This window comes from Streptomyces sp. NPDC006798 (genome assembly GCF_040635975.1).
Classification (GTDB): domain Bacteria; phylum Actinomycetota; class Actinomycetes; order Streptomycetales; family Streptomycetaceae; genus Streptomyces.
This window is the reverse complement of record NZ_JBEYIS010000024.1, coordinates 76598-88898: the sequence shown is the minus strand read 5'-3', so window position 1 is coordinate 88898 and position 12301 is coordinate 76598. Positions and strand designations below refer to the sequence as shown.

The 12301-nt window shown below is 73.3% G+C and carries 11 protein-coding genes and 1 pseudogene; 5 read left to right on the top strand and 7 right to left on the bottom strand.

Annotation, left to right across the window (positions count from 1 at the left end; genetic code table 11):
- Positions 1–13: 13 nt before the first annotated feature.
- The 5 genes from ABZ714_RS18470 to ABZ714_RS18450 all read right to left on the bottom strand — a co-directional run bounded on the left by ABZ714_RS18470 (position 14) and on the right by ABZ714_RS18450 (position 6874).
- Positions 14–2146 carry a bifunctional serine/threonine-protein kinase/ABC transporter substrate-binding protein gene (locus tag ABZ714_RS18470; RefSeq protein WP_358826295.1) on the bottom strand — a complete coding sequence of 711 codons (2133 nt, stop codon included), beginning with the start codon at positions 2144–2146 and terminating at the stop codon, positions 14–16.
- A complete protein-coding gene (locus ABZ714_RS18465) occupies positions 2146–3006 on the bottom strand; it encodes a hypothetical protein (protein ID WP_358826294.1) in 861 nt (286 codons plus the stop codon). The genes ABZ714_RS18470 and ABZ714_RS18465 overlap by 1 nt, the downstream gene beginning before the upstream one ends.
- A gap of 197 nt (positions 3007–3203) precedes the next feature.
- Positions 3204–3995 (bottom strand): serine protease, encoded by a 792-nt coding sequence (locus ABZ714_RS18460; protein WP_358826293.1) that lies wholly within the window; start codon positions 3993–3995, stop codon positions 3204–3206.
- 136 nt (positions 3996–4131) lie between these two features.
- The gene (locus ABZ714_RS18455; protein ID WP_358826292.1) at positions 4132–4836 is read right to left on the bottom strand and encodes a response regulator; all 705 of its coding nucleotides are present in this window, start codon (positions 4834–4836) and stop codon (positions 4132–4134) included.
- Between the two features lie 355 nt (positions 4837–5191).
- A complete protein-coding gene (locus ABZ714_RS18450; protein WP_358826291.1) occupies positions 5192–6874 on the bottom strand; it encodes a sensor histidine kinase in 1683 nt (560 codons plus the stop codon).
- 157 nt (positions 6875–7031) lie between these two features.
- Between ABZ714_RS18450 and ABZ714_RS18445 the strand changes: the two genes are divergently transcribed.
- Both ABZ714_RS18445 and ABZ714_RS18440 read left to right on the top strand, forming a co-directional pair.
- Complete coding sequence (locus tag ABZ714_RS18445; RefSeq protein ID WP_358826290.1) at positions 7032–8408, top strand: cation:dicarboxylase symporter family transporter; 1377 nt, start codon at positions 7032–7034, stop codon at positions 8406–8408.
- A gap of 196 nt (positions 8409–8604) precedes the next feature.
- The gene (locus tag ABZ714_RS18440; RefSeq protein ID WP_358826289.1) at positions 8605–9252 is read left to right on the top strand and encodes a 1,4-alpha-glucan branching protein; all 648 of its coding nucleotides are present in this window, start codon (positions 8605–8607) and stop codon (positions 9250–9252) included.
- Positions 9253–9591: 339 nt separating this feature from the next.
- Here the strand turns inward: ABZ714_RS18440 and ABZ714_RS18435 are convergent, their stop codons facing one another.
- Positions 9592–9948, bottom strand: coding sequence for a MerR family transcriptional regulator (locus tag ABZ714_RS18435; protein WP_358826288.1), 357 nt, complete (start codon positions 9946–9948; stop codon positions 9592–9594).
- Positions 9949–10039: 91 nt separating this feature from the next.
- On the opposite strand from ABZ714_RS18435, the gene ABZ714_RS18430 reads away from it, so the two are divergent.
- Positions 10040–11143, top strand: coding sequence for an alkene reductase (locus tag ABZ714_RS18430; protein WP_358826287.1), 1104 nt, complete (start codon positions 10040–10042; stop codon positions 11141–11143).
- Between the two features lie 32 nt (positions 11144–11175).
- On the opposite strand, the pseudogene ABZ714_RS18425 reads toward ABZ714_RS18430, so the two are convergent.
- Positions 11176–11382, bottom strand: a pseudogene (locus ABZ714_RS18425) (ATP-binding protein); the annotation flags it as partial.
- An 89-nt stretch (positions 11383–11471) separates the two neighbouring features.
- Between ABZ714_RS18425 and ABZ714_RS18420 the strand changes: the two are divergent.
- Together ABZ714_RS18420 and ABZ714_RS18415 are read left to right on the top strand one after the other, a co-directional pair.
- A complete protein-coding gene (locus ABZ714_RS18420; RefSeq protein WP_358826286.1) occupies positions 11472–11906 on the top strand; it encodes a MerR family transcriptional regulator in 435 nt (144 codons plus the stop codon).
- Positions 11906–12298, top strand: coding sequence for a thioredoxin domain-containing protein (locus tag ABZ714_RS18415; protein WP_358826285.1), 393 nt, complete (start codon positions 11906–11908; stop codon positions 12296–12298). The genes ABZ714_RS18420 and ABZ714_RS18415 overlap by 1 nt, the downstream gene beginning before the upstream one ends.
- Positions 12299–12301 lie beyond the last annotated feature (3 nt).

The window sequence follows — 12301 nt, the reverse complement described above, 5'->3', positions numbered from 1 at the left end:
TCCTCGCGGGCCGTCAGGTGGGCAGCTTCAGGGGGCCGACATAGCCGAACCGGCCCTTCCCGACCCGGTAGTGGTGCACATGCGTGGCCTTCAGATAGCCGCTGTCGTCGTACGCGTAGGTCTGGGCCAGCCCCTTGAACTCGGCGGCGGCCAGGGCGCCGCCCAGTTCGCGGCGGCCGGCTCCGGCCCGGAGCGAGCCGATCCGGTCGGCCAGCAGCCGGATCGCGTCATAGGTCTCCGCGGCCGTGACCGGCGGGGCGGCGCCGTACCGTGCGCGATAGGCGGTGGCGAAGGTCTTGACCCGGGCGGCCTCGGGGCCGATGTACGGGGTCAGCGACTGCCAGCCGTCGGCCGCGGCACCGGCGGCGCCGGTGAAGTCGGCCGTCGCCGACAGCGAGTCGAGGAACCGGGGGCCGGTGAAGCCCTTGCCGCTCAGGGCGCGGGCGACCACGGCGGCCCGCTTCGGGGTGCCGGTGTAGTACAGGCTGTCGATGCTCCGGGAGAGCAGATCGGCCACGACCGAATCGGGCGCGGCCCGTTCCGGTACGACCCGGACGGCCAGATCGAGTTTGAGGCCCCCGGCCGCGCCCTTCGACAGGAACGTCATCTCCCAGCCGGTGAGACCGCCCGCGCGGTCGATCAGCAGGCCCGGACGGGTGGCGCCCTGCGCGGAGATCGCCATCATCGTCGCGTAGGCGGTGTACGGCCGGAGCGGGGCCGCTCGGTAGTACCACTTCGGTGAGGCGAACAGGGACTCCTGGGCCGCGGCGAGCGACAGTTCGGAGACCGAGATCAGCGGCAGCCGGGCCCGTTCGTACACCTCGACGGCGGCCACCCCCGAGATGTAACCGGTCGGGCCGACGACGCCCAGTACCTCCGGATCGTTCGTCAGCCGCCGGGCCGCCCCCACCGCCCTGGCCGCCTCGCCCTTGTCGTCCAGGACGCGCAGGACCAGGGTGAACGGCTTCTCCGCGCGGGCGTTGAACTCGGCCACCGCCAGCCGGGCGGCCCGCTCCTGGACCAGGCCCTCGGCCTTCTGCGGGCCGCTGAGGTCGGCGTGCAGCCCGATGACCCGGCGCGGTCCGGTCGCCACCGGCTCCTTCTCGTCGTCGCGCAGCGCCCACCATAGGGCCGTACCGCCGCCCGCCGCGAGCAGCGCCGTACCACCGGCCGCGAGACCGAGGAACCGGCGCCGCCCCGGCGCGGCGGCGTTCTCCGGAACGGTCGCCTCGGGGACCAGCGTCGGCTCGATACCGGGCAGCGCCAGCATCGCGTCCGCCCGCCGGGCGATCACCGCCACCACCGGATCCGGCAGCCAGTCGATCGTGCCCTCCGGCGCGTCCTCCACCAGCGCCTCGTCGACCTCGGCCGCCGACGGCCGGTCCGCCGGGTCCTTGGCGAGGCAGCGGCCCAGCAGCTCCCGCAGCTCCTCGTCCTGAATGGTCGTCAGATCGGGGGTGTCGTGGACGGTCCGGTAGAGCAGCGCGTCCACCGCGCCCAGACCGAACGGCGGGCGGCCGGTGGCCGCGTAGACCAGAACGCAGGCCAGGGAGAAGACATCACTGGCCGCCCCCACCTCGTGCGCCCGCGCCTGCTCGGGGGAGAGGAAGCCCGGACTGCCCACCACGACCCCGGCGGAGGTCAGTTCGGTTGCCTCGGCCGAGGTGGAGCGGGCGATCCCGAAGTCGATCAGCCGGGGCCCGTCCATCGCCAGCAGGATGTTCCCCGGCTTGACGTCCCGGTGCACAAGACCCGCCGAATGCACCTCCGCCAGCGCCCCGGCCAGCACCTTCCCCAGTACCCTGACCGCCCGCGACGGCAGTACGCCGCACTCCGCGACGGCCTCCGCCAGCGACGGGCCCGGGACGAACGCCGTGGCGAGCCAGGGCGATCCGGCCTCGGTGTCCGCGTCCAGCACCGGCACCACCCAGGGGCTGCGCACCCGGCGGGCGGTGTCCGCCTCCCGCCGGAACCGGGCCCGGAACGCGGGCTCGGCCGCGTACTCGGGCTGGATCACCTTGACCGCGGCCAGCTCTCCCCGGTCGGACCGGGCGAGATACACCACTCCCATCCCGCCCGCGCCCAGCCGGCCCAGGAGCCGGTAGACGCCGAGCCGGGAGGGGTCGGACGGCAGCAACCGCTCCATCACGCACCGTCCTTCGCGGCGGACGGTGACGCCGTGGCCTTCGAACCGTTCTTCGGGCCCGGTTCCCGCCCGAACTCCTCCCGAGCCCTGAGCTGGGTGAAGGGCACCACCTCGGACACCAGCTTGAACGCTGCCTCGGGGGTGTACCCGGCACCCGCGCAGACCGAGGACGACAGCACCATCGAGGCGTAGGTCACCTGCTGCCACGAGTACGGATACGGGCCGCCGTGCCGCTCACTGACACACTGCCCCGCCTCCGACAGCGAGTCCTCACTGTGCAGGTTGGCGGCCTCCCCGAACCGGGCCGGCTGAGGATTGAGCTCGGTGAGCCGCTCGCCCCGGCGCAGTACCTGCTCGTCGCAGTGCAGGGATTCCTCCACCACCCGGGCCTGCTCCCACGCCGCGTCGGCGGCCGTTCGGTGGAAGGTGATGGTCGCCGAGAAGCGGACCCGGCCCTTGCCGTCGGTGGGAGGCAGCTCGAAGTGCCGGGTGAGGGTGGCCAGTACGTCGTCCGGGATCGGCTCCCGGTTCCAGACGCAGTCGCTCCGCAGTACCGACCAGGTGGCGGTATCGCTCTCGTACGGCGTCGCCTTCCGCGTCCCCGCCGGAAGCCCCTCGGGCCCGACGATCAGCTTGTCGATCATCTTCCTGGCCTCGGCCGCCGTGCGGGGCAGGGCCGCCGGATCGGCCGGCTCCAGCGTGGGAGCCGGTGCGACGTCCCGGTCCGGTGCCACGACCACCGCGGCGTCCGACGGCCGTTTACCGGATTCGTCGCCGTCCCCGCCACCGGTACAACCGGCCACCAGGATCCCGCACAAGGCGAGGGCTCCCCACCCCCACCGGGCCTTTCTCTCCGCCACGATCCCCGCCCTTCGCATCGTGTCCGCTCGGCGCGCACCGGACACGGCCCCCTGGGGCGCCGGTCCGCGCCCATAGCGATGCTCGCCGGACACCTCATGGTTCCCGGGCGGCGGCAGGAGTATGCGGGCGGGGGAGCGGGCCCGGCCCCCGTGGCGGGGGGCCGGGCCCGTGGGTGGGGACGGGGTACGGGTCCGGATCAGCCGGTGGGCAGGCCGAGGTCGGCCGCGACGGCGCTGGTCCGGGTGAAGACGGACTTCAGATGCTCGGTGTCGCAGTACTTGTTGCCGGTGCTGACGATGCCGATCAGCTTGCCCCCGGCGACCAGCGGACCGCCCGAGTCGCCCCGGCAGGTGCTGTTGGTCGTCCCGGCGGGCGGAGTCCCGCAGACCTTCTTCGCGAGGCTGTCGGCGGGGTCGGTGAAGGGCTCGCAGGCGGCGAGCGGCGACAGGACCAGCTGGGCCGACTTCAGCCGGGTGGCGTCGGTGTCCCGGGCGATCCGGCCCCAGCCCATCGCCTTGGCGGTGGAGCCCACCCGGTAGAGGGCGTTGTCCCGGGGGCCCGCGACCGGCAGCGGCGCGTACGGCATCGCCCGGTTCAGGGTGATCACGGCGGCGTCGTTGGCCAGCGTCCCCTGCTCGTACCGCGGGTGCGTCTTGATCGAGCGGATGGTGCGGACCGTCCCCTTGGTGCTCGCGATCTCGGTCCGGCCGCCGACCACCCGGAGCTGGTCGTCGCCCGGCTCGTCGAGACAGTGCGCGGCCGTCAGGACCTTGGTCGGCGCGATCAGGGTGCCCCCGCACGCCTGCCGTCCGTCCGGGGTCATCAGGAGCATCGCGTAGGGGTGGTCCGTGACGGTGGTGTTCTGGCCGTCGCGGACGGCGCTGGCGGGGCTCGCGGTGATCGCCAGGGTGGTCGCGGCGAGCGCCGACGCGGCGAGGACGGCGGCGGTACGGCGGACGGCGTTCGGGGCCTTCGACGACACGGACACGGTTTCCCCCTGAGTGTCATGGCGCGACCGGTCTGTGCCGCGCTCTTCCGCGCAGCAGGACGGGAATTCCGGCCGGGGCGTTCCATCTCCCCGGTGACGTCACCCGGTTGGACCCGCCGGACCGGTTGGCGAGAGGTCAGCGCTTCCCGGGGCCGGTGACCCAGCGGTACTGGAGTTCGGGGCGACCGATCTGGCCGTACTGGGGGCTGCGGACCGCCCGGCCCTGGGTCACCAGATGCTCCAGATAGCGGCGGGCGGTGATCCGGGAGATCCCGACCTCCGTCCCCGCCTCCGCCGCCGTCAGGCCCTCCGGGGTGTCCCGGAGCGTCCGGGTCACCGACTCCAGCGTCGGCCCGCTCAGGCCCTTCGGCAGGGCGCTGCCCTCCGGGGCGCGCAGGGTCGCCAGGGCACGGTCCACCTCCTCCTGACCGCTGGCCTCACCGGCGGCGGCGCGGAACTCGGCGTACCGCTCCAGCCGGTCGCGGAGCGTCGCGAAGGTGAACGGCTTCAGGACGTACTGCACCACCCCGAGGGAGACGCCCTCCCGGACGATCGCCAGATCCCGGGCCGACGTCACGGCGATCACATCGGCGCCGTGCCCGGCGGCCCGCAGCGAGCGGACCAGACCGAGGCCGTGCCCGTCGGGGAGATAGAGGTCGAGCAGCAGCAGATCGACCCGGCGCCGCTCCAGGACCCGGACCGCCTGCGACCGGGAGTGCGCCACGCCCGCCACGGAGAAACCGGGGACCCGGCCCACGTACAGCGCATGCGCGTCCGCGGCGACCGGATCGTCCTCGACGACCAGGACACCGATGGTCCGAGCGGTTCCGTCCGCGGTCATGGCTGCTGCACCTCCCCGGTGCCGATGGGCAGCGGCGATCGTACGTCACCGGACCCGGCGGGCCCGTGGCCGCCGTCACCTCCCGGTGCGGGACGGGACGCACGGGGGCGCGGTCCCGGGGGCGTACGGTCCGATTCCCGGAACGGTTCCGGGGCCGTCCGGTCCGCCCCGGCCGCCGTCCGGCTTCCGGCGGCGGCCCGGTGTGCGGGCGGCGGCGGGGTGGTTCCGGGTCCGGCCCGCCCCCGGCGGCCGGTGGGCGCGGTACGAGAAGACCGCCGCCCTTCGGGAGGGCCGCCACGGGCGGTCCGGCGAGCCGTACGGCCGGCCCTCCGCGCCGCGCCGGAGGCGACCGGCCTCATACGGGGACCCCGTCCGCCAGCGGCAGCCGTACGGTGAACTCCGCGCCGCCGTCGTCGCCCGTGCCCACCTCGATCGTGCCGTGCGCCCGGTGGACCGCCTGGCGGACCAGGGCAAGACCGAGGCCCCGCCCCGAACCATGGGTGGTCCAGCCGCGCCGGAAGATCTCGTCGGCGCTCTCCCGGGCCACGCCCCGGCCCGTGTCGCGGACCCGGAGCAGCAGCTCGCCACCACCCTCCCGGCCCTCGTCGGCCCCGTGCCGTCCGTCGTCCGCGCGGACCGTGACGGTGACCCGGGCCCGGCCCGGACGGGCCCCGGAGAGGGCGGCCTCCGAAGCAGCTTCCACCGCGTTGTCGACCAGATTGCCCAGCACGGTGACCAGGTCACGGGCCGGGAGCGACGGCGGCAGCAGCCCGTCGTCGATCCGGCTGTCCTCGGCCAGCACCAGCTCCACACCCCGCTCGTTGGCCTGGGCGGCCTTGCCGAGCAGCAGGGCCGCCAGGACGGGTTCGCCGACGGCGCCGACGACCCGGTCGGTGAGGGTCTGGGCCAGCTCCAGTTCGGCCGTGGCGAAGTCGACCGCCTCCGTCACCCGGCCCAGTTCGATCAGCGACACCACGGTGTGCAGCCGGTTGGCGGCCTCGTGCGCCTGGGAGCGCAGGGCATGGCTGAAGCCGCGTTCGGAGTCCAGCTCGCCGGAGAGCGCCTGGAGTTCGGTGTGGTCCCGCAGGGTGACCACGGTGCCCCGGTGCTCCCCGCCGACGACGGGGCTGGTGTTGACCACCACGACCCGGTCGGCGGTCAGATGCACCTCGTCGACCCGGGGTTCGGAGGCCAGCAGCGCACCGGTGAGCGCGGGCGGCAGCCCCAGTTCGGTGACCGGCCGGCCGACGGCGTCGCCGCCCAGGCCCAGCAGCTCCCGGGCGCCGTCGTTGACCAGGGCGATCCGCCGTCGCCCGTCCAGCATCAGCAGCCCCTCGCGGACCGCGTGCAGGGCCGCCTGGTGGTAGTCGTGCATCCGGCTCAGCTCGGCGGCGTTCATACCGTGGGTGTGGCGGCGCAGCCGGGCGTTGATCACATGGGTGCCGACCCCGCCCAGGGCGAGGGCGGCGCCCGCGACCACCAGCAGCCCCATCACCTGCCCGCGGACCTGCTCGCTGATCCGGTCGATGGTGATCCCGGCGCTGACCAGGGCGACGATCCGCCGCCCGCCGGACGGCCCCGCCCCGTCGCCGGGGGGTTCCGGCGCGTAGACGGGGACGACGGTACGGATGGAGGAGCCCAGCACCCCCACGGTCGTCTCGCTGTAGACCTCGCCCCGCAGCGCCTGTTCCGTACGGCCGAGATAGGGGCGGCCGATCTCCTCCGGCTGGGGATGGGTCCAGCGGATGCCGTCCGGGGCCATGATCGTGACGAAGGCGACCCCGGCGTCCCGGCGGACCCGTTCCGCGTACGGCTGGAGGATCGCGGTCGGATCGGCGGAGCGGACGGCGGCCGCCACCGACGGCGAGTCGGCGACGGCCGCGGCGGTCGCGGTCGACTGGCGGCGGGCGGTCTCCTCGGCCTGCGAGCGGTCGACGACATAGGCGAAGAAGGCACCGCCCGCCACGATCGCCGCGACCAGGACGGCCTGCATCGCGTAGAGCTGGCCCGCCAGGCTGCGGGGGCGGGGTATGCGCATGGCACCAGTGTGCCTTCCGTTTCGCGGAGATTGCCGGGCGGTGAACGATTCGGCCGTGAACGAAATGTACGCAACGGTGACCCGGGTCACAGGGTGATGGATATTCGCCGAAATCCATATGGGACATGGACCTGGCAATTTCTTCGAGGAGGACCCCGTGGCTGCGACAGCAGGCGGCAGGGATCGTACGCATTACCTGTACATCGCCGTGATCATCGCGGTGCTTGCGGGTATCGCCGTGGGCTTCGCGGCCCCGGGGGTCGCGGTCGAGCTGAAGCCCATCGGTACGGGCTTCGTCAATCTGATCAAAATGATGATCGCGCCGGTCATCTTCTGCACCATCGTGCTGGGTATCGGCTCGGTGCGGCAGGCGGCGAAGGTCGGAGCGGTCGGCGGGCTCGCCCTCGGCTACTTCGTGATCATGTCGACGGTCGCCCTGGCGATCGGTCTGCTGGTCGGCAACTTCCTGGAGCCCGGCGCCGGACTCTCGATCACCGAGGAGGCCAAGGCCGCCGGTGACAAGGCGGCCGAGGGCGCGGGCGGCGAGTCCACCGCGGAGTTCCTGCTCGGGATCATCCCCAAGACCCTGGTCTCCGCCTTCACCGAGGGCGAGGTCCTCCAGGCGCTGCTGATCGCCCTGCTGGCCGGGTTCGCCCTCCAGGCGATGGGCAAGGCGGGCGAACCGATTCTCCGCGGTATCGGCCACATCCAGCGGCTGGTCTTCCGGATCCTGGCCATGATCATGTGGGTGGCCCCGATCGGCGCCTTCGGCGCGATCGCCGCCGTGGTCGGCGAGACCGGCCTCGACGCCCTGAAGTCGCTCGCGGTCATCATGATCGGCTTCTATGTCACCTGCGCCCTCTTCGTCTTCGTCGTCCTCGGCGCGCTGCTGAAGCTGGTGGCCGGGGTCAACCTGTGGTCCCTGCTGAAGTACCTGGGCCGGGAGTTCCTGCTGATCGTCTCCACCTCCTCCTCGGAGTCGGCCCTGCCGCGGCTGATCGCCAAGCTGGAGCACATGGGCATCAGCAAGCCCGTGGTCGGGATCACCGTGCCCACCGGCTACTCCTTCAACCTCGACGGCACCGCCATCTATCTGACGATGGCCTCGCTCTTCATCGCCAACGCGATGGGCGACCCGCTGAGCGCCTCCGAGCAGATCTCCCTGCTCCTCTTCATGATCATCGCCTCGAAGGGCGCGGCCGGGGTCACCGGCGCCGGACTCGCCACCCTCGCGGGCGGCCTCCAGTCCCACCGGCCCGAACTGGTCGACGGCGTCGGCCTGATCGTCGGCATCGACCGCTTCATGTCCGAGGCGCGGGCGCTGACCAACTTCGCGGGCAACGCGGTGGCGACCGTACTCGTCGGCACCTGGACGAAGGAGATCGACAAGGACCGGATGGCCGAGGTGCTCGCCGGGCGGATCCCGTTCGACGAGAAGACCCTCCTCGACGACGGCCACGGCGGACCGGTCGCGGACGATTCCCCGGAGGTCCCCGAAGCCCGTACCGGCAAGGGCGTCCCCGCGAAGGTGTGACCCCGGCGACGGCCCCGTGACCGGGCCTGTCCCGAAGGACCCGGGCGGTCCGTGCGTACTTCCCCGACGCACGGGCCGCCCCTCGCCGTTCCCGGACCACGGGCCCGTGGCGCCCGGGTGCCCGGGGGCGCGTGGGACGGATGAGAGGGTACGAGGGCCCGTACGCACGGAAGTCCCCCGGGAAAGAGGTTCCGGCATGGCCGTCGTCCACCACACCACCCTCAAGCCGACGAAGCCGGAGCTGCTGGCCGGCTGGCTCCCCACCCGCCCCTGGTACCGGGGCGGACCCGCCCCCGAACCCGTCACCGTCGGCGGCTTCCGGCTCGACGACCCGGCGGGCGAGGTGGGGATCGAGTTCATCGTCCTCACCGAGGACTCGGGGCCCGAACCGGCCCTCCACCTCGTCCCCCTGACCTACCGGGGCGCCCCGCTCGACGGCGCCGCCGGCGACGCCCTCGTCGGCACCCTGGAACACGGGGTGCTCGGCAAGCGCTGGGTCTACGACGGCTGCCACGACCCCGTCCTCGTATCGCGGCTGCTCGCCCTGGTCGAGGGCCGGGCCGAGGCGCAGGACCAGAACACCACCGGCACCCCCGACCGCGACATCAGCCGGGAGTACACGGGGACGGTCGCGCTGCCCGGCGCGGCGGTGCGCGTGACCGACGACGCGTCGGGCACCGTCATCGCCCTCGGCCCGGACCTGGCGCTCCACCTCCACCGGAACCCCCGCGAGCCCCTCCCGGGCGGGGTGATCGGCCGCGTCGAGGGCTCCTGGCGAAGCCGCCCGGACGGCTCCCGGGAGAGGGGAGTGTTCGCCACGATCCGCCGGGGCGGCGCGTCGTAATCGGGGGGACCCCAGCGCCTTGGCCCTCCGGGTGAGGCCCGCGCCTTCCGCCCTGCCGGGTGGGTGTTGTCGGGCGACCGCGCGCCGGTGGGTGGCTTGTCGCGCAGTTCCCCGCGCCCCTGGTTGCTCTCCTGACCGCCCTCGCAAAGAAACCAGCCCCCTCGTACCGGGGCCGGGGCCCTTTCAGGGGTGGTGCTGGGGAGAGCATTTAGGGGCGCGGGGAACTGCGCGACCAGCCCAGGGCGGCGCGCGGTCGCCCGACTACCTTCGCCCGGCTGGGCGGGTGGCGTGGGCCTCACCCGGAGGGCCGAGGCGCGGCAGCAGGCGGGACCCCCCGGGTCAGGACGATGCCGCGCCGATGACGTCGGTCAGGACGTCCCGGGAGCGGATCAGCTCGTGGATCATGCCGTCGATCCGGTCCCGCTCCTGCGTCAGCCAGACCACCAACTGGGGCGTCGCCGCCTCCGACGGGCCCCCGTCGGTGTCGCGCATACAGGGCAGTACCCGGGCGACCATCTCGCTGTTCAGGCCGGCCGCGAACAGTTCCTGGATGTGGATGACCCGGTCGACGGCCGCCTCGGGGTACTCCCGGTGGCCGCCGGGCGTACGGTCGGAGACCAGCAGTCCCCGCTTCTCGTAGTAGCGCAGCGACCGGTCGCTGACCCCCGTGCGCCGTGCCAGTTCACCGATCCGCACTCCGGCTCCTTCGGTCCCGGCCGGGTCCGGCCCGACCGCTCGCCGATTCGGACTTGAACCTGACACCTGTGTCAGATTCTACGGTACGGGCATGACGAACTCACCGCTGTTCACCCCGTTCACGCTCGGCACCCTCGACCTCCCCAACCGCATCGTCATGGCGCCCATGACGCGCTACCGGGCCGCCGAGGACGGCACTCCGCTGCCCGTCGTCGCCGACTACTACGCCCAGCGGGCCGGTGCCGGACTGCTGATCACGGAGGGCATCTGGCCCAGCCGGGCGGGGCAGGCGGGCTGGCGGCTGCCGGGCCTGGAGACCCGGGACCATGTGCGCGGCTGGCGGGCCGTGACCGAGGCGGTCCACGCGGCCGGGGGCCGGATCTACGCCCAGTTGATGCACGGCGGACGGCACGGCCATCCGCTCTCCCGGCTCGACGGCGACCTTCCGGCCGGCCCCTCGTCCGTACCGCTGCCGGACCGGGTCCACATCCGCGACGGCGGCAAGGCCGACGCCCCCGTTCCCCGCACGATGACCGTCGACGAGATCCACCGGGCCGTGACCGACCATGTCGCCGCCGCGCGGAACGCGATCGACGCCGGGTTCGACGGGGTCGAACTGCACGGCGCCAACAGCTATCTGATCCACCAGTTCCTCGCCGACAACACCAATCTCCGCGACGACGCCTACGGGCGGGGGAGCGTGACGGACCGGATCCGGTTCCCGCTGGAGGTGATCACCGCCGTGGCCGACGCGATCGGCCCCGGCCGGACCGCCCTGCGGCTCTCCCCGGGCAACCCGCAGGAAGGCATGGTCGAACGGGACCCCGGCCCGGTCTACCGGCGGCTGGTGACCGAGGTGAACCGGCTCGGCCTCGGCTACCTCCATCTGATCGACGACGACCACTACCCGGCCCTCACCGATCTGCTGCCGCTCTGGGACGGTCCCGTCATCGCCAATATCGGCGAGAACCGCGCCCCCACCGACAAGGCGGGCGGCGAGGACGTGATCGCCCGCGGGGTGGCCGATCTGGTCTCGTACGGCCGGTCCTTCATCGCCAACCCCGACCTGCCGGAACGGCTCGCCGCCGGGCTGCCGCTGAACGAGATCGACTCCGCTCATCTCTACACCCACGGCGCGCGCGGCTACACCGACTACCCGGCCCACCGGGCGCTGGCCGCGTCCGTGCGGTCCTGAGGCCTTCCGGGTCGTGGTGGACGGCTGACGGGTCATGGGCGGAGCAGGGGCAGCCGGGTGGAGACCGCCGTACCGCGGCCGGGTTCGGACCCGGTCGTGAGGGCGCCCGCGACCCGCTCCGCCCGGGAGCGCATGCCGTCGAGGCCGAAGCCGCCCCTGCCGGTCCAGGGCCGGGGGAGCAGCGGGTCGAAGCCCCGGCCGTTGTCGCGGACGTCCAGGGCGACCTCGCCGTCCATGAAGCCGAAGGTACCCGGCCGAGGCCCGGTCCGGACCCGTCCGGCCCCTCGCTCCTTGCCCTGACGCGGACGTCAAGGTCTACGGTCCCCGTATGCGCATCGGAGAACTCGCGGAGCGGGCCGGGACCACCACCCGCGCGCTCCGCTACTACGAGTCGCGTGGACTGCTGCCCGCGCGGCGCACGGAGAACGGCTACCGCAGCTACGACGAGAGCGATCTGCGGCTCCTCGACGAGATCAGGACCCTCCAGGGCATCGGCTTCGGACTGGAGGAGACCCGGCCGTTCGTGGAGTGCCTGCGGGCCGGGCACCCGGCGGGCGACGCCTGCCCGGCGTCGATCGCGGTCTACCGGGCCAAACTCGGCGAACTCGACGCGCTGATCGGGCGGCTGACGGACGTCCGGGCCCGGGTCGCGGGCCAGCTCGACCGGGCGCGGGAGCAGGCGGCACAGGACGCACAGGACGCCCGGGACTCACAGGACCAGACACCGGGGCCGCGCTGCGGCTTCGGATACGGGGAGTGGTGATGACGACGAACACGACACCGAACACGACACCGAACACGGCACCGGCGGGGGCGGCGGGGGCGGTGACCGCCGTGACGGATGAGGACTTCGCCACGGAAGTCCTGGGCGCCGGGCTGCCCGTACTGGTGAAGTTCACCGCCGACTGGTGCCCGCCCTGCCGGATGATGGTCCCCGTCCTGGCCGACATCGCCCGTACGGAGGCGGGCCGGCTGAAGGTGGTCGAACTGGACGTCGACCACAATCCCGAGACCGCCCGCCGCTACGGCGTACTGTCGGCCCCCACCCTGACCCTCTTCCACGGCGGCGAACCGGTCCACTCCTCCGTGGGCGCCCGGCCCAAGCGGCTGCTGCTCCGCGATATCTCCGAGGCGCTGGGCCGGGAATCCGTCTAGCGT

Bases quoted from the DNA above. Each gene is read 5' to 3' on its own strand.
- ABZ714_RS18470 (WP_358826295.1), bottom strand. From the start codon at position 2,146: ATGGAGCGGTTGCTGCCGTCCGACCCCTCCCGGCTCGGCGTCTACCGG.
- ABZ714_RS18455 (WP_358826292.1), bottom strand. From the start codon at position 4,836: ATGACCGCGGACGGAACCGCTCGGACCATCGGTGTCCTGGTCGTCGAG.
- ABZ714_RS18450 (WP_358826291.1), bottom strand. From the start codon at position 6,874: ATGCGCATACCCCGCCCCCGCAGCCTGGCGGGCCAGCTCTACGCGATG.
- ABZ714_RS18440 (WP_358826289.1), top strand. From the start codon at position 8,605: ATGGCCGTCGTCCACCACACCACCCTCAAGCCGACGAAGCCGGAGCTG.
- ABZ714_RS18430 (WP_358826287.1), top strand. From the start codon at position 10,040: ATGACGAACTCACCGCTGTTCACCCCGTTCACGCTCGGCACCCTCGAC.
- ABZ714_RS18420 (WP_358826286.1), top strand. From the start codon at position 11,472: ATGCGCATCGGAGAACTCGCGGAGCGGGCCGGGACCACCACCCGCGCG.
- ABZ714_RS18415 (WP_358826285.1), top strand. From the start codon at position 11,906: ATGACGACGAACACGACACCGAACACGACACCGAACACGGCACCGGCG.